Source organism: Lyngbya sp. CCY1209, assembly GCF_055795065.1.
In genome coordinates, this window is record NZ_JAYFER010000364.1 from 1 (window position 1) to 18,467 (window position 18,467).

Genomic DNA, 18,467 nt, shown 5'->3' on the forward strand with positions numbered 1-18,467 from the left:
ACATTGACTATGCCTTTAAGAGTTCAGTTTTGGACGGCTTAAGAATCCCCGCGTCTTTAGACCGGGGAGAAGTCAATATTGCACGATTTTAGCTGTGTTTGTCCACTACTTGCTATTGAAATCGACTCTCAGGGGATAGTCTTCAGCCGGGGAGGCAGACCATTCCCACAGGGAGCCGGGGTAGTTTTTGGCCTCGAAGCCGAGGTCGGTGAGGACGGCGGCGAGCCATGCGGAGCGGACGCCGCCGGTGCAGTAGGTGGCAATGGGGAGGGCGGGGGTGATGCCGCGTTCGGCGAGTTGGGCGAGGATGCGATCGCGGGGGAGGAGCATTCCGGAGGGAGCGAGGAATTCGCGATAGTACAGGGAGACGGCGCCGGGGATGTGGCCGCCCCGGGATTCGCCGTAGGGGGTTTGACCCCGGTATTCGCGGGGTTCCCGGCTATCGATAATGACTATATGATTTTGATGGATTTGTTGTTTGAGTTCGTCCCGGGTGACGGTCCAATCGGGACGGCGGCGCACTTCAAAATCGCCGTTTTGGGGCTGTGTTGGGGATAGGGAAAGGGTTTCGGGGATGCCTGCGGCTTTCAGGGCGACGTGGCCGCCATCGACCCAAACGGCGCGATCGTGTCCGAGGGTTCGCAGCATCCAGACGATACGGCCTTCTTCTCCCCAGCCGTTGACGGGATCGCCGACGACGACGACGGGGCGATCGCGAAACACTCCAATTGGTCTCAAGAGCCCTTCTAACTGGCGGTCGTCTTCCAAGAGTTGGCCCCGGTGGGGTTTTTGGGATTGGGAAAAGTCCTGCCAACTAACGGCGATCGCACCCCGGAGGCGTTTGGGTCGCAAGGCTTTCAGGGGGCGGGCATCCAGCAGCGTGGCGCCATGTTCCACCAACATTTTGGCCTGTTGTGGGCTGACGATCCAGTGGTGGCGGAGAAATTGGGAATCGGGGGATTGGATAGCCGGATCGGGCGGGGGGAGGGCGATCGGGGGTTTCCAAATCGCGATCACCCAGATGGCGAGGGCGATCGCGATCAACCCCAGTCCAGCGATGGGGGGGGACATCCATTTGAATCCATGCATGGCGATCGGATTAATATCGTTCAATTGGCGGAGTTTGTGAAGAAAAAACAAAGACAGCAAATCATGAGATTTGAATCAGTTGTCGGAAATTCCGTCGAAACGAAATAGCGGGCCGGGGGTACCCCGTACCGGCAACTCTCCCCCCAAGGCCGAACTCTCGCCCGTTTTGGGGGGTTTTGCATCTACGATTTAGGATAGCCCGATCGGCGATCGGGGGCGACGTCCCGAGACAGATCGCCGGCGGACGGGAAACGGACAATGTAAAATAGTGCCCAATTGAGCCATGCTTGTCAGGAGCGGACTTCGGGGTGCCCCGGTGAGTACCGGAATACATTTGGAGCTTTTCAGTTATGATACCGTTGCGACTGTCGGGCCCGGTCGATTTTCGCCCCGCGACCGTCAGTTAGCGATCGGTCGGAGGGGCACAGGGATCGGGTCTGGAGAGCAATGGTTCCGACGGTTCGCTTCTGCCACCGAGATCGTCATCGAGACGCAGCGCATACGAGGATAAAGGAGTATTTATGACGCAATCCCTCATCCCCATCGATCAATGTCCGATTCAGATTGAAGACGATCGCACGGGTACCAATATCGAAACCCTGAAACGGGCTTTTGCGGACAACCTGTTTTACCTGCAGGGGAAATATGAATCCCTGGCGACCCAGGATGATTTTTACATGGCCCTGGCTTATACCCTCCGCGATCGCCTCCTGAGTCGGTGGTTGAAAACCCTGAAAACCTATCTGGAGAACGACGTCAAAGTCGTTTACTACCTGTCGGCGGAATTTCTCATGGGCCGCCACATGGGCAACAGCCTGATCAATATGCACCTGTACGACCGCGTGCGTCAGGCGGTAGAAGAGTCCGGGTTGAACCTGGACGAAATTCTGGAACACGAACCGGACCCCGGCTTGGGGAACGGCGGTCTGGGCCGTCTGGCGGCCTGTTTCCTGGACTCCCTGGCTACCCTGGAAATTCCCGCCGTCGGCTGCGGCATCCGCTACGAATTCGGGATCTTCACCCAGGCGATCCGGGACGGGTGGCAGGCGGAAGTCCCAGACAAGTGGCTGCGGTTCGGCAACCCCTGGGAGATCGCCCGTCCGGACCAAGCCGTCGAGGTGAAATTCGGCGGCCACACGGAAATGTACCACAACGAAAAGGGCCAGTTCAAAGTCCGCTGGATTCCTGCAACGCGGGTGATCGGCATCCCCTACGATACCCCGGTTCCGGGTTACGATACTAACACCGTCAACCCCCTGCGACTGTGGCGGGCTGAGGCCAGCGACGACTTCAATTTCGACGCTTTCAACGCCGGGAACTATGACGGGGCGGTGGCTGAGAAGATGCGATCGGAAACCATCTCCAAAGTGTTGTATCCCAACGACAACACCCCCCAAGGGAAGCAATTGCGGTTGGAACAACAGTTTTTCTTCGTCTCCTGTTCCCTGCAGGACATCATCCGCATCCACCTGATGCGGCACCCGGACCTGCACAATTTGAACGATACCGCCGCCATCCAACTTAACGATACTCATCCGGCCGTTGCGATCGCCGAACTGATGCGGCTGTTGATGGACGAGCACCAAATGGACTGGAACACGGCTTGGCGGGTGACGCAAAAGACGTTCTCCTACACCAACCACACCCTGATGCCGGAAGCCCTGGAGAAGTGGCCCGTCAGTCTGTTCGGCTACCTCCTCCCCCGCCACCTGGAGATCATCTACGAAATCAACCACCGCTTCCTGGAAGACGTGGCCCGCTGGTATCCCGGCGACGAAGAACTTCTCGGGCGCCTGTCCCTAATCGACGAGTCCGGCGAAAAATACGTCCGCATGGCGAATTTAGCCTGCGTCGGGTCCCACGCCATCAACGGGGTGGCAGCCCTGCACACGGAACTCCTGAAACAGGACACCCTGCAGGACTTCTACAAGCTCTGGCCCGAGAAGTTCATCAACAAAACCAACGGCGTCACCCCCCGACGCTGGATTCTGCTGTGTAATCCCAAATTGGCGGATCTTTACAGTTCCAAAATCGGCGACGGGTGGCTGAAGAATTTGGACGAACTGCGGCAGTTGGAGAAGTACGTTGATGACCCGGAATTCTGCGAACAGTGGCGGGAGATCAAACTCAACAACAAGCGCCAGTTGGCGGAGTACATCTGGGAACACAACGGCATCGAAGTCGATCCCAACTCGATGTTCGACATCCAGGTTAAGCGGATTCACGAGTACAAGCGCCAGCTTTTGGACGTGCTGCACATCATCACGCTCTACAACCGCATCAAGCAGAATCCCCACATCGATATCGTCCCCCGGACGTTCATCTTCGGTGGCAAGGCGGCGCCGGGTTATTTCATGGCGAAGCTGATCATCAAGCTGACGAACGCGGTGGGGGATATGGTCAACAACGATCCGGATGTCCGGGGTCGCCTAAAAGTCGTATTTTTGGCGAACTTCAACGTTTCGTTAGGCCAGCGAATTTATCCCGCCGCCGACCTGTCGGAGCAAATTTCCACCGCCGGGAAGGAGGCATCCGGAACCGGAAACATGAAATTTGCCATGAACGGGGCACTGACGATCGGAACCCTGGACGGCGCGAATATCGAGATCCGCGAAGAGGCCGGACCCGAGAATTTCTTCCTGTTCGGATTGACCGCCCAGGAGGTGGCAAATCTGAAGGCGAAGGGGTACAATCCTTGGGATTATTACAGCAAAAATGGCGAACTGAAGGCGGTCATAGATCGGATCGCGTCCGGGTATTTCTCCCACGGCGATAAGGAACTGTTCAAGCCGCTGGTGGATTCCCTGATGCACCACGATCAATATATGCTGTTCGCGGATTATCAGGCCTACATCGACTCTCAGAAAGAGGTAGCAAAAGCCTACCGCGATCGCGACAAGTGGACGCGGATGTCAATCCTGAACGCCCTCCGCATGGCGAAATTTTCCAGCGATCGCACCATCAAGGAGTATTGCGATCAGATCTGGAACGTGCAGCCGGTGTCCATCGAAATGGAGGAATACAGCCAAGAAAATGCGGCGCTAAAGATCGGCCAGTAGATCAGTTGAGAAAGTGGGCAACCGGGTACAACCGGAGGCAACCGGAGACGGTTGCCCCTACTCATAAGGGATCGTACAGGAGGCAACCGGGGACGGTTGCCCCCACCGATCAAGAAAAGTCGGTTATTTTCAGTTCGCCATCGCGACAAATTTTTCTCCCTTAAAATCATCCGAAGATGATGAATAAAACCGATCAAAAATCTGTGTAATCTGCGTAATCTGCGGAAAAAAATAAAATTCAATTATCAATTAATCCCAACTCCCCCTTCATGAATGATGATAATTTAAGTCAAAGCATCACCGAACAATCCTTCGCCATCATCGATCGCGAAATGGGCAGCAACCACCCTTTCAATCCAGCGGAATACGCGATCGCGCGGCGGGTGATTCACAGCACAGCAGATTTCGAGTTTGTGCAGGCATTGCGGTTCAGTCCCGGCGCCATCGAGGGTGCGATCGCGGCATTAAAAAATCGGGTTCCCATCATCACCGATGTCCGCATGGTGAAACAGGGCATCGCCTCCCAGGTAGCGCGGACTTTCAACAATCCCCTCGTCTGCGCCTTGGAGTGGGCGTCCGTCGCCTTACCGGGCAAAACCCGCACGGAAACGGGGATGTTGGCGGTGGCGCGGGAATATCCAAACGGCATTTTTGCGATCGGCAATGCCCCCACAGCCCTCCTCGCCCTCTGTTCGCTAATCCGAGAAAAGGCGATTTCTCCGAGTTTAGCGATCGGGGTTCCCGTCGGGTTCGTTTCAGTAGTAGAATCGAAAGCAGTTTTAGCTGAAACAGCGGTGCCCCAAATCCGCGTCGAAGGGCGCAAAGGCGGTTCCCCAGTGGCGGCGGCGATCGTCAATGCGCTGTTGATTTTAGCCGAAGAAGCCGGGTAAAGTCTGGCCCTTGAAAAGGACTCGCCCCCAAACCTCCAATTCTGGGGGCTTTGAGTGGAGCGAATTGGGACGAATTTACATTGCTATCGCTTATTTTTTTGGATACTGAGAATTGACGATACACGTTGTTGGGATTGGATTAGATGGGGCGGCGGGACTGCGGGAGTCGGCGCGTCAAATTATTGATCGCGCCGAATTGTTAGTGGGAAGCGATCGCCATTTGAGTTATTTCGGCGATCGCGCGATTCCCCAATTGATCTTGAATAATCTGACTGAAGGGTTATCAGAATTACGCCAATGGCTGACTCGTCGCGAACGGGAAATGCCCACCGATCCGAATGTGGTGGTTTTGGTGTCGGGCGACCCGCTTTTTTTCGGGTTGGGGCGGCTGCTGCTGGCGGAATTTCCACCGGAAAATTTGGTGTTTCACCCCCATTTAAGTTCGATTCAATTGGCGTTTAATCGCATTAAAGTTCCCTGGCAAGATGCGAGAATTATCAGCGCCCACGGGCGATCGCTCGACCACTTAATCCAAGCTTTACAGCAGGGGGAAGATAAAATTGCGGTGCTGACGGACAACCTCAACACTCCACCGGTGATCGGGAATTTAATCTCTTCTTTGGATCTGCCCAGTTCCTATCAATTTTGGGTGTGCGAACGGTTGAATGGGGAAGGCGAACGGGTACAAAAATGGGCTTTAGAAGACCTCGATTCCCATTCATTTTCCCTCTTGAGTGTGGTGGTGCTGCTGCGGGAATTGCCAGACCGGGCGCAGCCTTTGAATTTGTCCGATCTCCCCCTATTTGGAATTCCCGATCGCCTGTTTCTCAGTTATAGCGATCGGCCCGGACTGATGACCAAACGGGAGGTGAGAATGTTGGTGTTGGGGGAGTTGGGATTGCAGGGCGATCGGGTGATTTGGGATATCGGGGCGGGCACGGGTTCGGTGTCGGTGGAAATCGCCAGGATGGGCCCCACTTCGACGGTTTACGCGATCGAAAAAACGGCGGCAGGAACGTCTCTGATCGAGCAGAATTGCCGCCGCTTTCAGGTCAATAATGTTATCTCCATCCACGGGGAAGCCCCGGCGATTCTCAACCATTTGCGATCGCCCGACCGCATCTTTATCGGCGGCAGCGGTGGCAATCTGGCGGAGATTTTGGGAACTTGCAGCATCCGTCTCGCCCCCGGCGGCACGATGGTTTTAGCCCTGGCGACGTTGGAACATCTGAATGTGGCGTTGGAGTGGGTCAAGGAGCGTGTTAAATTGGAGAAAAGTTGGAGTTATCGGCTGTTGCAGGTGCAGTTGTCTCGGTCTACTGCGATCGCCGACCTGACCCGTTTTTCCCCCCTCAATCCGGTGACAATTTTGACCATCCATCACCACAGTTTGTTTGCTTAATATTAAGATAAAAAATTGCCCCAAAAAGGGTTGACGGGGTGCGGCAACTTCTGATAAGATATTGACATCATCCTCCATAATGGGAGTGGTTGCGCCGATAAAATTTTTACACAGATTCCCATTATGTACGAAGTATATCATAAAAAAAAGAAAATAGCTAGAGTTTCCGAGAAAATTGGAAAATTTTTTTCGACATATTTTTCTTCCGCAGATGACGCAGATTACACAGATTTTTGATTTTCGGCCAGCGGTGCTGTAAATTTGTTATCCTGAATGTTGATTGTTGGAAATCTTTAGTTATGGTATTGATACGGCAATGATGATGTTACCCGCTGACCAAATTTTTAAGATCGCCAATTTGTTTGTCCTCCCCTTTTGGGGGTTGATGATTCTCCTGCCGAATTGGGGAGTCACCCGCAAGGTGATGGAATCTTACATTCCGTTTGTGTTGTTGGCGTTGACGTATCTGTACTTATTTATCAGCAGCGTCACCCCCGAAAATGCCGCCGCCCTTTCTAATCCCCAATTGGCGGATATCGCCCGCTTTTTCGGCGACGAAACCGCCGCCGCGACGGGGTGGGTTCACTTTTTGGTGCTTGATCTATTTGTGGGGCGTTGGGTATACTGGGAAGGACAAAAAACCGGAGTTTGGACGATTCATTCCCTGTGTCTGTGTCTGTTCGCCGGTCCCCTGGGCTTGCTGTCCCACGTCATCACCGCCGCAGTGAGTCGGAAATTCTTCTCGGGTAGCGGGGAAGAAACCGCCGCCGTCAGCCAATCCTAGATATTGCCAAAATTTTCAGTCCCCACCCAGTCAATTCTCAGGCGGGTTTCAGTTTGATTGGATGAAATAATGACAGTCGTTCGTTGTTGGGCTTTAGCGCCATTCTGAGGTAGCCCAAGCCCAACAACGGAATGGTTTTTTGTTGCGCTTGGGCGCATTATTTAACGAGGAAGAATTATGGCTGTTGACTATGATATCGTGGTAATCGGAGGGGGATCGGGGGGCTTGGTTGTCGCCGCCGCAGCCGCCCTGTTGAAAGCCAAAGTTGCCTTGATAGAACGCGATCGCCTGGGGGGGGACTGTCTGTGGTTCGGCTGCGTCCCCAGCAAGTCTTTTATCCACGCTTCCCGCGTCGCTTATCAAGTTAAAAATGCCTCCCGATTCGGGATTTATACGACTCCCCCAAATATCAAATTTTCGGAGGCGATGGGACACGTCAAACAGGTGATTAAAAATATCGAACCTAACGACTCGCCGGAACGATTTGAAGGGTATGGAGTCGAGGTTATTTTTGGAGACGGTCAATTTCTCGACCCCAGAACCTTTGAAGTGAACGATCGCAAATTGAAGGCGAGAACCTTCGCGATCGCCACTGGTTCTCGCCCGTCAATCCCCCCCATACCCGGATTAAAAGAAGCCGGTTTTCTCACCAACGAACAGGTCTTTTCCCTCGAAAACCGTCCCGAATCCCTGGCAATTATCGGGGCGGGGCCGATCGGCTGCGAGTTGGGACAAGCCTTTTCTCGCCTGGGTTCGGACGTGACCATTTTTTCGAGTCGCGACCAAATTTTACCTAAAGAAGATCCGGAGGCGGCGAAGGTCGTCCAAGACCAATTTGAAGCGGAAGGAATTCGCGTTTTGAATCAATCCCGCGCCGAAAGTGTGGAAGTCAAAGATGGCAAAAAAGTGATAAAATCTGGAAATCAGACCATCGCCGTCGATGAAATTTTGGTATCGTCCGGGCGATCGCCAAATGTAGAATCCCTCAATTTGGAAGCCGCAGAAGTGGCGGTGGGAAAAAAAGGAATTCAAGTGAACGAAAAACTGCAAACCACGAATCCGAGAATTTACGCCTGCGGTGATGTTATCGGCGGGTATCAGTTTACCCACGTCGCCAGTCACGAAGCGGTGACGGTGTTGACAAATGCGTTATTTTTCCCGGTGAGTAAGGCGAATTATCGAGTGATTCCGTGGGCGACATTTACCGACCCGGAATTGGCGCGGGTGGGACTGACAGAAAAGCAGGCCCGCGATCGCTTCGGGGATGATATCTACATCTTAAAACAAGAATTTGCCGATGTCGATCGCGCCCAGGCGGAGGCGGCGACGGCGGGATTTGGTAAAATTATCGTGCGCGGCAACGGAGAGATTCTCGGCGCCCACATCGTCGGCCCCTCGGCGGGGGAACTGATCCACGAAGTCGTTTTGGCGATGTCGAATAATTTGAAAGTTTCCGCCCTCACCGGAATCCACGTTTATCCAACGCTTTCCGAAGTTAATAGCAAGGCGGGTTTGTTGTTTAAAAAGCGAAAATTTGCGGAAAATAAATGGCAGCAAAATTTACTAAAGAAGTTTTTCAACTGGCGGCGATCGCTTTAGGAATTAACCCATCGTTTCACCCAATTTCAGAACGCTTTCATCGTGGGAATTTCGCCCTCGGTTCGCTGCTGCAAAAATCGGGGAATTTCAGTTACGGCGATCGCCCTCATCCTCTCCCGGCAAAAAATCATCATTTAAAATATCCGCGATCGCGTAAGGACACGCCGCCGGAAACACCTCCAACGGCAACCCCGTCTCATCCTTCGCCTGTCGCCTTGCCCGAGGATACGCCCACAAGTACGATCGCCATCTTCGCCGACCCCAAAACTATTCACTATTTTGCTCTCCCAATTTCTGTAAGAATGCTTGAACAGATAGAGTGAGCACGGGTGAATTTACAAAACCTTGGGTATCTCGGGTCACAATAGCGTCCAATTCTTGAACGGCAGCACAAGCTATCTGAATGGCATCTTCAAAATCAGCTACATCAGAATTAAATGCCGATTCCACAACCGCTCGGTTTACAGGGCAAAGTTCCATAGCTGTCAGGATTTCGGAAAGGGCTTGTCGTGCTTTCTCGATGCTGCCAGTATGTCTTCGAGCAATATAAAAAATATCGGTGAGGGTTGTCGCCGTAACATACCCGACGACCCGACCAGAATCAATCGATTGGAACAGCAATTCTGCATCTTCTAAAAATGGCGCTCGCTCCAACAAAAAATCCAGGACAATATTGGTATCAATTAAAACCTTCATTTCAGATATTTTGCGACCCGTCTATCTGTCAACATTTCGGCTACTTCTTCGTCGGTAGGTGCGGGTTGGTTGGTTTTGAGCAAGCCTCGCATCCGTCGAATTGCACCGGAGCGATCGGGTTGGGAAACTGACGAATTTTGTAAGGATTCAAGAATAGCACTCACCAACGCAAGTCGGTCACTCGGGGATAGTTTAAAAGCTTCTTCCTTCAGTTCCTGTAGCAACATAGACAACTCCCGCAATCAATGAATTGAATATTAATCATTATTATAGCAAGACAGAGGGTGCGATCGCTAATCTTTATCCCCCGTTCTCATCCTCTCCCGGCAGAAAATCATCATTCAAAATATCCGCGATCGCGTAGGGACACGCCGCCGGAAACACCTCCAATGGTAACTGAGTTTCCGCCCTCGCTTGTTTTCGCGCACTGGCATAACATTCGTCCGCGACACTGGCGAGATAATTCTGCCAACTCGGAGAGGATTTCAACGCCCGACGGATACGCCGACGGTTTTCGATAATACTCCCCTCCCAACTTCCGGTTCGCCATTTCGGTTGAAATTCCCACTTGAGTAAATGCAGCAATACCACCACCAAATTATTCTCAAGGCTGTGGCGTTCCCGCCGTCCCATGTCTTCGATTTCCTCGATTAAATTGTCCCAATCTACGTCATTATAGTGGCGCGATCGCAACTGGGCGATCGTCATTTCCAGCCATTTGAGATAGTCTTTATCGTAAAGCTGTTTGATATGGGATGGCGATGGTATCATAATTCGGGTGACTGAATCAAGTTTATTATTATCAACGAAAAGAGTAGACGATCGCAACGGGTTCATAGGGATTGTCATAGTGAATCACCTTCCCATGCAGGGGTTTATTTTGGGAGGAAGGCTGTCGCGATCGCATATCCTTTTTGACCGTTTTCAAAATGGCTTCAATAATCAGGATACGCTCTTCTATCGATGTGCCTTGTATTTTTTTCAGAATTTCTGATTCGATCATTGTTTTGATTATATAATGGTTGTTTTTGGTGCGATCGCTAATCTTTATCTCCCGTTCTCATTGATGTCAGAACCGCTCGTATCAACTCTTCTTCCGTACATTGGTACAAATCCCGCCACCGAAAAACCTGCCAAACCTCCAATTTCGGTGTCGTCCTTCCCTTTTCCCAGTTGCGGATAGATGATTCCGCACATCTGAGAATTTCTGCCACATCCTTGATCCTGAGTCCCGCTCGCTCTCTTAAAGCCTTCAAATGCATATCGGAGTAGACGCCCACGCTTGAGCGCTAAGTTTTGACGCTATTTTATGGCGCTAACACTTGACAACCAGGTGGGGTTTGCACTTTAATGGTTGCAAAAGGAACGCCAGTAGATCCCCGCCAAGAGACTGACTGGCGCCCTTTGTGTTGTACGCTTTGCAATTTAGATCATGCCACAAAACAGCGCAATCTCACAGCCTCCGGCGATCGCATACCGCGATCGTCTCAACTCCTGGGCGATCGCCCGTTTGCTTCCGAACCTGCAACGGACGGTTGTCGCCCGCTTTTACAGCCGTTCCGACACCGAGGGACACCTGCAATGCTTGAAACGCCTGATCCCCCAGGCTTCGTTCATCTTGGTGTTCGACTCCTCGCCTGAAGACAAGGTGTAGGAAAATCCGCGATCGCACTTCCGGACTGTTGGGTTTCGGGGGTGCGATCGCTTTCGGTTGATTGGGGAAAACTGCCCTACAATAATTCATATTGATATCAACCAATGTCATGCTTGAAATTGTACTGAACTGGAAGCCCCGACCGGAAACCCTGACGCGACTGATGCAGGTTTCCCTCGAACAGCACAAAACCTTGGAATCGTTACTCGAAGAAGCGATCGAACAATACTTGCAAACCCATCGTCCTCCCGTATCACAGACAGATGCCGATCCGCTGATTGGCTTGTACGAGGGTGCATCGGAAACGGGCGATCGTGCGGAGGAAATTTTGCAAGCGGAAGTAACCGAAAATTCGGGTTTGTCGTGGAAAGATTAGACGCGATCGCCGATACGGGGTTTGTCGTCGCGTTGCTCAACCGGGGCGATCGCAATCATGAAGCGGTAGTAGAGGTTTACCGACAAATGGCATCGATTGGGTTGCCTCAACCTGCTTTAACAGAGATAGCCTATCTGGTCGGACGTGATGGGGGAATCGGAACAGCGGTAAAATTTTTACGCTCGATTGAAACGAGTCGTTTTTGTCCGATCGCGATGACTTCGGGGGATTTCGATCGCGTGGCAGATATTTTAGAGATGTATCAAGACTCCCGAATCGATTTTGTGGATGCCTGTGTGATGGCGGTGGCAGAACGGTTTAATCGGGAGATAATTTTGACACTCGATCGGCGTGATTTTAGTTTGTTTCGTCCGAGGCCTTGTGCGGCATTTCGGTTATTGCCAGAAGATTAATTTTGGTTTCGGGGGTGCGATCGCATCTCAAATTAAACGGGTTGAAAAGTGGGTTTGAGTAAAGGCTTCCCTTCGGAACGACTCGACTCGATCAACATTTCCAGGACTTCCCGGGCGTTTTTGAGTGCATCTTCGTAGCTGTCGCCGTGGGTGACGGGTTGCATGACATCTTCAAAGTCGGGAAGGAAAACGACGAAACAGCCGTCCGCTTCTGACCATTGAAGTGCGATCGTGTATTTCATTTTTCTTATGGTCGTCAAACAATTAATCAGACAGATAAACCAAAATTTTCTTCCATTTGTTTCATATATGTGTTTAGCTTTCTCAACACATAATCGGCAATATTGCCAGGAGTATTGTTGTTTGAGTAACATAACTCCAAGCAAATAATTTTCTCGTTGGTGGAAATCAAAATATCCGGTCTGATATTTCCCAAATTCGGATGAATTGCTTCCGATTTAAAATCCAAACCCATTTCTTTTTGTTGTTTTGAGTATAAATCTTTTAGAGCTAGACAAACTGCCCGATTAAAATGTTGATCACTAATTCTTTTTTTAGAGATATCTTCATTGATTTTTTTAAATGCTGGAGTTGCATTTTTCAAACCAGCTAGTATAGATCCGCTTCTCCGTTTTCCTCCGGGTCCTTTGTTGCCAGACAACTGTAACCATAACGGTGTACTTGATAGTGCCGTTCGTGCAGCAGCCGGTTGACAATAGTGATTTTTAACTTTATATGAATTTAAAAATTCTTCCTTTGTGATGGGAACATTTGCTTTCTCAGCATAAGCAGCAATGCAGCTTATTAAAGCATTGGTCGGTAAATACATGATTTTAGTCGTCAACATTGGACTACTAAGTGCAAGAGTAAGACGCCCTGCTGGCCAATCTGCTTTTCTTTGATTATGATCAGAGATGTATGCATAAAGAGCTTTGTAGTCAGCATTCCACATTTCAGAAAGAGCATCTGAAGTATCTGAAATACGTCGTGCAAACTGTGCTACTACATCTTCAGCTTTAGGATAACAAAAAATAAACCATACTTCAGTTGGTTTGGGTATTTTTTCGTTGATTCGGGATATATGATTACTTCTTTCTTCCCATTTTCTCTTGACATCTTTTAGATAATCCCTGATTAAGTGTTTATTTTCCGCTTTTGATTGGTAACTTTTTTTTAATTCTTCTAAATCGTTGTCCGTTAATTGAAATTCATAGCAATTTTTTCCATTATTAAAAAACATTATTGTTTTTTTTGCGATCTGTGGATATTCCTCAAGTGCAGGACCCTTAAAATCAACAAATGGTATTCTGCCGTGAAACATTGTGCTTGAAAAGCTTTCGGCAGATTTTTGCATTTTTTCGAGATCCTTTTTAACCGTAATTGGCCATATGATCAGGATGCCATACTTACGGAGAAATCCATTTAAATCACGGAAAAATCCTGAAATATCATTTTCTTTTTCATCATCAAGATTTTCCAAATAGTCGATCACGATACATAATCTATCGCCATCTCTTTCATTTTCTAAAAAAAACTTTTCAGCTTCATTCCTGATGCATTTAATTAGTGAGTTTAGCTTGGATTGCTGGGTAAAGGTTAATTCAGATGCATCGATTTGTACTATCTGTTTGATTGGAATATGTTTAGACCACTCTAACGAACTAATAAAAGTTGATTTTCCCACTCCAGACAGTCCATACAAAAAAAGTAAATATCCGGCACTTCCTATGTCAGCAAGCACCTGAACAATCTCTTTTTCAAACTTGGGCAAAGGTAGAATTAGTTCCGACAGTCTGGCATTGTCTTTCCCGATCTTATTAATGATATCTTCATAGGTTTCTGGCAACCATAAATCCTGCTCTATTTGCTTTTTATTTGTTGTATAAATTTCGATAGATTCTGTCTCTAAATTGGCAATATCATCTTGGTCAATTCGTACTCTTTCTTGTTTTCCAGGTCTGTGTTGAGATTGATCGGAAGTAGTCTTCGATATTTCTGGCTTTTTGGAGTCCAGTGAATTGTCAGAAGATCCTGGAAGAACATCAAACAATGATAATTGAATCCAATCAGGATCTTGATTCTGCTTTTTTCGTGCCATATTAATGAGCCTTATCTAAACTAATTGCCTCAATTTAAAATTACCATTTCAAGCTACAGCAAACTCGGTCAACTTGCGAGTCTCCGGATCGTGAAATGCCAACACGATATCCTCCTTCGGCACACCCTCCCTCAATAACTCAGTCGCCATCCCCTCCTCCGTCCAATCCTCCTCAATATAAATTTTATCATTTTTGATCCGAATATATACAGAAGCCCCATTCACTCGCCGATTATTTTTCCAGCCCACACTAAACCAAAGATACTGACTTCGTTCATCGTCAAATATCAGGATTTCATCGATATCCGGATCGGGGATTTTGGATGATAGCTTATCATATTGAGTGAGAATATTTTTGACAATGTTTTGATAGCCAATCAATTTTTCCATTTTATCCTAAAAAATCTAATTTTGTCCGCCAATATATAGCAGTACGCATTTAGGTTGTGACCCATTTATTCTCTCTCTGTGTTCTCTGTGCCTCTGTGGTGAAAATTTCGGACATTGACGGGCGGGACAGGCTCGATCGCCCGCCCCGCCACTCTAAAACGTTAGTTGCTCAACGCATTCGCCGGAATCCCCAAAATCTCGTCGATCTTGGGCATCTGATCCAGCGGAATCACCCGACCTTCATCCTCGAAACCTTCGATCTGATCGAAGTTCAAATAGCGGTAAAGATCCGCCGCGAACGGGTCGAGTTTCTCGGTGATAATCGCCATGTATTCCTCCACCGAAGGAATGCGACCCAACAGCGCACAAACCGCCGCCAGTTCGGCCGAACCCAGGTACACCCGCGCACCCTTACCCATGCGGTTGTTGAAGTTGCGCGTCGAGGTCGAGAACACCGTGGCGTTGTCTTCCACCCGCGCCTGGTTGCCCATGCACAGGGAACATCCCGGCATCTCCGTCCGGGCGCCTGCCGCCGCAAACGTGCCGTAAACGCCCTCCTCCCGGAGTTGCTTTTCATCCATGCGGGTGGGGGGGCAAATCCACAGGCGCACTTTCACGGGACCCGCCCCTTCCAACACCTTGGCGGCGGCGCGGTAGTGGCCGATATTGGTCATGCAGGAACCGATGAACACCTCGTCGATTTTGTCCCCCTCACACTCGGACATCAACTTGACGTTATCCGGGTCGTTGGGCGCCGCGACGATGGGTTCTTTGATCGCGTCCAAATTCACTTCCAAAATGTCGGCGTATTCCGCATCTTTATCCGCCTCCATCAATTCCGGATTCGCCAACCACTGTTCCATCTTGGCGATGCGGCGGGCGAGGGTGCGGGCGTCCTGATATCCCCGGGCGATCATATTCCGCATCAGGGTGATATTCGATCGCAAATACTCCGCAACCGTCTCCGTCCCCAACTTGATCGTACATCCGGCACAGGAGCGCTCCGCCGTGGCGTCCGTCAACTCGAAGGCCTGTTCCACCTTCAAATCCGGCAGGCCTTCCATCTCCATCACCCGGCCGTTGAACAGGTTTTGTTTATTCTCCTTGCCGACGGTCAATTTCCCTTCCTGCATCGCCACCCAGGGAATCGCGTTGACGATATCCCGCAGGGTGACGCCGGGTTGCAATTTGCCCGTGAACCGCACCAAAACGGATTCCGGCATATCCAGCGGCATCACCCCCAGGGCGGCGGCGAAGGCCACCAACCCGGAACCGGCGGGGAAGGAAATCCCCAGGGGGAAGCGGGTGTGGGAGTCGCCCCCGGTGCCCACCGTGTCCGGCAGCAGCATCCGGTTCAGCCAGGAGTGGATGATGCCGTCTCCGGGACGCAACGCCACGCCGCCGCGGGTGGCGAAGAAGTCGGGGAGTTGCTTGTGGGTTTTGATGTCCACGGGTTTGGGATAGGCCGCCGTGTGGCAGAAACTCTGCATCGTCAGGTCGGCGGAGAAGCCCAGGCAGGCGAGTTCCTTCAGTTCGTCCTGGGTCATCGGCCCGGTGGTATCCTGAGATCCCACGGTGGTCATGATCGGTTCGCAGGACGTGCCCGGACGCACCCCCGGCAGTCCGCAGGCCTTTCCGACCATTTTCTGGGCCAGGGTGAAGCCCTTGCCGGTGTCCTCGGGCATGGAGGGGCGGGTGAACAGTTCGCTGGCTGCGAGTCCCATTTCTTCCCGGGTTTTGTCGGTGAGGCTGCGGCCGATGAGCAGGGGAATCCGGCCCCCGGCTCTTACCTCGTCCAAGATGGTTTCCGGCTTTAGGGTGAAGGTGGAAATCACTTCGCCCGCTTCGTTGGTGATTTCGCCCTTGTAGGGGTGGATGGTGATCACGTCCCCGGTTTCCATTTTGCTGACATCGCACTCGATGGGGAAGGCGCCGGAGTCTTCGGCGGTGTTGAAGAAGATGGGGGCAATTTTGCCGCCGAGGATGTAGCCGCCGCGCCGCTTGTTGGGGACGAAGGGGATGTCTTCGCCGATGTGCCAGAGGACGGAGTTGATGGCGGATTTCCGGGAAGAACCGGTGCCCACCACGTCCCCGACGTAGGCGACGGGGTGGCCCTTCTGTTTGAGTTGGGCGATGGTTTCGATGCCTTCGGGCATCCGGGACTCCAGCATGGCCAGGGCGTGGAGGGGGATGTCCGGGCGGGTGGTGGCGTGGGGGGCGGGGGAGAGGTCGTCGGTGTTGGTTTCGCCGGGGACTTTGAAGACGGTGACGGTGATGGCTTTGGGGACTTTGGGGTTGCGGATGAACCAGGCGGCGTTGGCCCAGGCATCCAGGATTTGTTTGGCGTAGGGGTTGACGTCGGAGAGGGCGAAGACGTCGTTGAAGGCGTCGAAGACCAGGGTGATTTTGCTCAGGGCCGTGGCCGCTTCGCTGGCGATGTTGGAGTCGGAGGACTTCAGGAAGCCGACCAGGGATTGGACGTTGTAGCCGCCGACCATCGTGCCCAGGAGGTCTACGGCGCCTTGGGGACAGATGAGGGGGCACTCGATTTCCCGTTTGGCGACGGCAGTTAGAAACCCGGCTTTGACGTAGGCGGCTTCATCGACACCGGGGGGGACGCGATCGCGCAATAAACCCAACAGGAACTCTTTTTCCCCTTCTGGGGGGCGTTTGAGCAGTTCGCACAGTTCCGAGGTCTGCTCGGCGGTCAGGGGCAGGGGGGGGATGCCCAATTTTGCTCGTTCGGCGGCGTGTTGACGGTAGGCTTCCAGCATAGTGTGACTCTCCTCATTGTTTCATTGTTTTATGCTACCGATTAATCTCCGCAACTGGGTATCGAGAATCACAGTCGATCGCCGGCTGAGGTGCTGTTCCTCGCCGAAACCCGAAAAAAGTGCGCCATTCGCGACGCACTCGGGGAAGGTTGACTCGGGCCGGAAGTTATACGAAACTAAAGCCGCTCTCCAAACTAAGAGAATCGCCGTCTTTGACCAGGCCAATTAATTCTTCTCCGCTTTCTCCCCGGTAGATCGCCGTACCGTCAATGAGTCCTACCGCAGCATTGGGAACCAGTTGATAGTCGCCGGGACTCCCGTGGAGTTGGATCGTATCTTGCGTTGGATCGAAGTTGAGGATCACCGCATAGTCACCGTTCCCGTTTTCGGCGTATAAGGACCCTTGGGCGGTTCCGAGTTCAAAAATATCCGCCTCGGGAGTGCCTGACATCACGTCGCGATCGCCGGTTAAAGGATCGTCGTTGTCGAGAATAATACCGGTGGCTTGGAGTTCCGCTTTGTCCCCCGCCAGAACGCCATTTTGGGGCCGGAAAAGTTGGAGTCCAAAGGTTTCGTCCGGCTCGATATTTTGATCGCCGCTAATGCGTATCCTGATGGGGGCAGTGGTCTCGCCTTTGGGAATCGTCAGAATATCGCTCTTGGGACTGTAGTCTGGCCGGGTTGCAGTCTCGTTTTCTGTGGAATACCGCACTTTAACGCTTCGGTTGGCGGGGCGATCAAGACTGACGTCGAATACGGCGATTTGGAGTCGGTTGTCCCCTTCAAGCACCACAGCATCGGCAATGTCAATGGTCGGCACGTCGTCGTTAATTATGGTTCCTTCACCCCGGCGATCGCGTGCGGTTCCCTTCAAATTGCCGTTGACGATGTTGCTTAAATCCACGAAAAACTGTTCGTCATTTTCGACCGCTTCATCTCCCAAAACCTCCACGGGAATCGTTTTTTCCGTTTCCCCGGGGGCAAAGGAAAGCTGACCGCTGGTGGCGGTGTAGTCGGTGTTGGCAGTGGCGGTGCCGCGATCGTCGATGGTGGCATAATCGACCGTTAAGGTTTTGAATCCGGGACGATTTAAAGTGACGGGGAAATTGAGAGTCCCGACACCGCTTTGCCCTTCTTCAATCTCCCCATCACCGATGGATAGCATAGGAAAATCGTTGTCAACGATAGTCCCCGTCGCTTCCGAGTTGGCTAGGGTGGCACCTTTGGCATTTTTTAGGTTCAC

General features: G+C 51.6%; 19 protein-coding genes and 1 pseudogene. 8 read left to right on the forward strand and 12 right to left on the reverse strand.

Annotated features, from left to right (window positions below):
* Positions 1-105 precede the first annotated feature (105 nt).
* Positions 106-1,089, reverse strand: coding sequence for a sulfurtransferase (locus tag AC0QHF_RS10305; RefSeq protein WP_324704119.1), 984 nt, complete (start codon positions 1,087-1,089; stop codon positions 106-108).
* Positions 1,090-1,610: 521 nt separating this feature from the next.
* Between AC0QHF_RS10305 and AC0QHF_RS10310 the strand changes: the two genes are divergently transcribed.
* The 5 genes from AC0QHF_RS10310 to AC0QHF_RS10330 all read left to right on the forward strand — a co-directional run bounded on the left by AC0QHF_RS10310 (position 1,611) and on the right by AC0QHF_RS10330 (position 8,823).
* Positions 1,611-4,148, forward strand: a complete 2,538-nt coding sequence (locus AC0QHF_RS10310; protein ID WP_324704120.1) for a glycogen/starch/alpha-glucan phosphorylase — start codon at positions 1,611-1,613, stop codon at positions 4,146-4,148.
* A gap of 269 nt (positions 4,149-4,417) precedes the next feature.
* Positions 4,418-5,038 (forward strand): cobalt-precorrin-8X methylmutase, encoded by a 621-nt coding sequence (locus AC0QHF_RS10315; protein ID WP_324704121.1) that lies wholly within the window; start codon positions 4,418-4,420, stop codon positions 5,036-5,038.
* Between the two features lie 112 nt (positions 5,039-5,150).
* On the forward strand, positions 5,151-6,440 hold the full coding sequence (cbiE, locus tag AC0QHF_RS10320; RefSeq protein ID WP_324704122.1) for a precorrin-6y C5,15-methyltransferase (decarboxylating) subunit CbiE: 1,290 nt from the start codon (positions 5,151-5,153) through the stop codon (positions 6,438-6,440).
* A 316-nt stretch (positions 6,441-6,756) separates the two neighbouring features.
* Positions 6,757-7,224, forward strand: coding sequence for an ABA4-like family protein (locus AC0QHF_RS10325; protein WP_324704123.1), 468 nt, complete (start codon positions 6,757-6,759; stop codon positions 7,222-7,224).
* Positions 7,225-7,401: 177 nt separating this feature from the next.
* Positions 7,402-8,823, forward strand: a complete 1,422-nt coding sequence (locus AC0QHF_RS10330; RefSeq protein ID WP_324704124.1) for a dihydrolipoyl dehydrogenase family protein — start codon at positions 7,402-7,404, stop codon at positions 8,821-8,823.
* Positions 8,824-8,910: 87 nt separating this feature from the next.
* Here AC0QHF_RS10330 and AC0QHF_RS10335 read toward each other — a convergent pair.
* From AC0QHF_RS10335 to AC0QHF_RS10360, 6 genes and pseudogenes are all read right to left on the reverse strand, one after another.
* A pseudogene (locus AC0QHF_RS10335) lies at positions 8,911-9,060 on the reverse strand (DUF29 family protein); the annotation flags it as partial.
* A gap of 30 nt (positions 9,061-9,090) precedes the next feature.
* Positions 9,091-9,519, reverse strand: coding sequence for a type II toxin-antitoxin system VapC family toxin (locus AC0QHF_RS10340; protein WP_324704125.1), 429 nt, complete (start codon positions 9,517-9,519; stop codon positions 9,091-9,093).
* Positions 9,516-9,683 carry a hypothetical protein gene (locus AC0QHF_RS10345; RefSeq protein ID WP_473113651.1) on the reverse strand — a complete coding sequence of 56 codons (168 nt, stop codon included), beginning with the start codon at positions 9,681-9,683 and terminating at the stop codon, positions 9,516-9,518. Before AC0QHF_RS10345 ends, AC0QHF_RS10340 begins: the two co-directional genes overlap by 4 nt.
* Before the next feature lie 136 nt (positions 9,684-9,819).
* A complete protein-coding gene (locus AC0QHF_RS10350; protein ID WP_324704127.1) occupies positions 9,820-10,290 on the reverse strand; it encodes a DUF29 domain-containing protein in 471 nt (156 codons plus the stop codon).
* A gap of 31 nt (positions 10,291-10,321) precedes the next feature.
* Positions 10,322-10,522 carry a hypothetical protein gene (locus AC0QHF_RS10355; protein ID WP_324704128.1) on the reverse strand — a complete coding sequence of 67 codons (201 nt, stop codon included), beginning with the start codon at positions 10,520-10,522 and terminating at the stop codon, positions 10,322-10,324.
* 37 nt (positions 10,523-10,559) lie between these two features.
* Entirely contained in the window at positions 10,560-10,781 is a 222-nt protein-coding gene (locus AC0QHF_RS10360) for a helix-turn-helix domain-containing protein (RefSeq protein WP_324704136.1), read from the reverse strand.
* A 170-nt stretch (positions 10,782-10,951) separates the two neighbouring features.
* On the opposite strand from AC0QHF_RS10360, the gene AC0QHF_RS10365 reads away from it, so the two are divergent.
* The 3 genes from AC0QHF_RS10365 (at position 10,952) to AC0QHF_RS10375 (ending at position 11,962) form a co-directional block, all read left to right on the forward strand.
* Positions 10,952-11,173 carry a hypothetical protein gene (locus AC0QHF_RS10365; RefSeq protein WP_324704129.1) on the forward strand — a complete coding sequence of 74 codons (222 nt, stop codon included), beginning with the start codon at positions 10,952-10,954 and terminating at the stop codon, positions 11,171-11,173.
* Positions 11,174-11,282: 109 nt separating this feature from the next.
* Complete coding sequence (locus AC0QHF_RS10370; protein WP_315664125.1) at positions 11,283-11,549, forward strand: hypothetical protein; 267 nt, start codon at positions 11,283-11,285, stop codon at positions 11,547-11,549.
* Positions 11,537-11,962 carry a type II toxin-antitoxin system VapC family toxin gene (locus AC0QHF_RS10375; RefSeq protein ID WP_324704130.1) on the forward strand — a complete coding sequence of 142 codons (426 nt, stop codon included), beginning with the start codon at positions 11,537-11,539 and terminating at the stop codon, positions 11,960-11,962. The genes AC0QHF_RS10370 and AC0QHF_RS10375 overlap by 13 nt, the downstream gene beginning before the upstream one ends.
* A gap of 32 nt (positions 11,963-11,994) precedes the next feature.
* On the opposite strand, the gene AC0QHF_RS10380 is transcribed toward AC0QHF_RS10375, so the two are convergent.
* From AC0QHF_RS10380 to AC0QHF_RS10400, 5 genes are all read right to left on the reverse strand, one after another.
* Complete coding sequence (locus tag AC0QHF_RS10380; protein ID WP_324704131.1) at positions 11,995-12,204, reverse strand: type II toxin-antitoxin system HicB family antitoxin; 210 nt, start codon at positions 12,202-12,204, stop codon at positions 11,995-11,997.
* A 26-nt stretch (positions 12,205-12,230) separates the two neighbouring features.
* Positions 12,231-14,060, reverse strand: a complete 1,830-nt coding sequence (locus AC0QHF_RS10385) for a P-loop NTPase family protein (protein WP_324704132.1) — start codon at positions 14,058-14,060, stop codon at positions 12,231-12,233.
* A 48-nt stretch (positions 14,061-14,108) separates the two neighbouring features.
* Entirely contained in the window at positions 14,109-14,450 is a 342-nt protein-coding gene (locus AC0QHF_RS10390) for a XisI protein (protein WP_324704133.1), read from the reverse strand.
* A 161-nt stretch (positions 14,451-14,611) separates the two neighbouring features.
* Complete coding sequence (gene acnB, locus AC0QHF_RS10395; RefSeq protein ID WP_324704134.1) at positions 14,612-17,224, reverse strand: bifunctional aconitate hydratase 2/2-methylisocitrate dehydratase; 2,613 nt, start codon at positions 17,222-17,224, stop codon at positions 14,612-14,614.
* Between the two features lie 166 nt (positions 17,225-17,390).
* On the reverse strand, positions 17,391-18,467 hold a 1,077-nt coding region (locus AC0QHF_RS10400), incomplete at its 5' end, for a Calx-beta domain-containing protein (protein WP_324704135.1).

Coding starts and splice junctions, on each gene's coding strand:
- acnB (WP_324704134.1), bottom strand. CDS start 17,224: ATGCTGGAAGCCTACCGTCAACACGCCGCCGAACGAGCAAAATTGGGC.
- AC0QHF_RS10380 (WP_324704131.1), bottom strand. CDS start 12,204: ATGAAATACACGATCGCACTTCAATGGTCAGAAGCGGACGGCTGTTTC.
- AC0QHF_RS10325 (WP_324704123.1), top strand. CDS start 6,757: ATGATGATGTTACCCGCTGACCAAATTTTTAAGATCGCCAATTTGTTT.
- AC0QHF_RS10330 (WP_324704124.1), top strand. CDS start 7,402: ATGGCTGTTGACTATGATATCGTGGTAATCGGAGGGGGATCGGGGGGC.
- AC0QHF_RS10315 (WP_324704121.1), top strand. CDS start 4,418: ATGAATGATGATAATTTAAGTCAAAGCATCACCGAACAATCCTTCGCC.
- AC0QHF_RS10390 (WP_324704133.1), bottom strand. CDS start 14,450: ATGGAAAAATTGATTGGCTATCAAAACATTGTCAAAAATATTCTCACT.
- AC0QHF_RS10385 (WP_324704132.1), bottom strand. CDS start 14,060: ATGGCACGAAAAAAGCAGAATCAAGATCCTGATTGGATTCAATTATCA.
- AC0QHF_RS10310 (WP_324704120.1), top strand. CDS start 1,611: ATGACGCAATCCCTCATCCCCATCGATCAATGTCCGATTCAGATTGAA.
- AC0QHF_RS10365 (WP_324704129.1), top strand. CDS start 10,952: ATGCCACAAAACAGCGCAATCTCACAGCCTCCGGCGATCGCATACCGC.
- AC0QHF_RS10360 (WP_324704136.1), bottom strand. CDS start 10,781: ATGCATTTGAAGGCTTTAAGAGAGCGAGCGGGACTCAGGATCAAGGAT.
- AC0QHF_RS10355 (WP_324704128.1), bottom strand. CDS start 10,522: ATGATCGAATCAGAAATTCTGAAAAAAATACAAGGCACATCGATAGAA.
- AC0QHF_RS10370 (WP_315664125.1), top strand. CDS start 11,283: ATGCTTGAAATTGTACTGAACTGGAAGCCCCGACCGGAAACCCTGACG.
- AC0QHF_RS10350 (WP_324704127.1), bottom strand. CDS start 10,290: ATGATACCATCGCCATCCCATATCAAACAGCTTTACGATAAAGACTAT.
- AC0QHF_RS10340 (WP_324704125.1), bottom strand. CDS start 9,519: ATGAAGGTTTTAATTGATACCAATATTGTCCTGGATTTTTTGTTGGAG.
- AC0QHF_RS10305 (WP_324704119.1), bottom strand. CDS start 1,089: ATGCATGGATTCAAATGGATGTCCCCCCCCATCGCTGGACTGGGGTTG.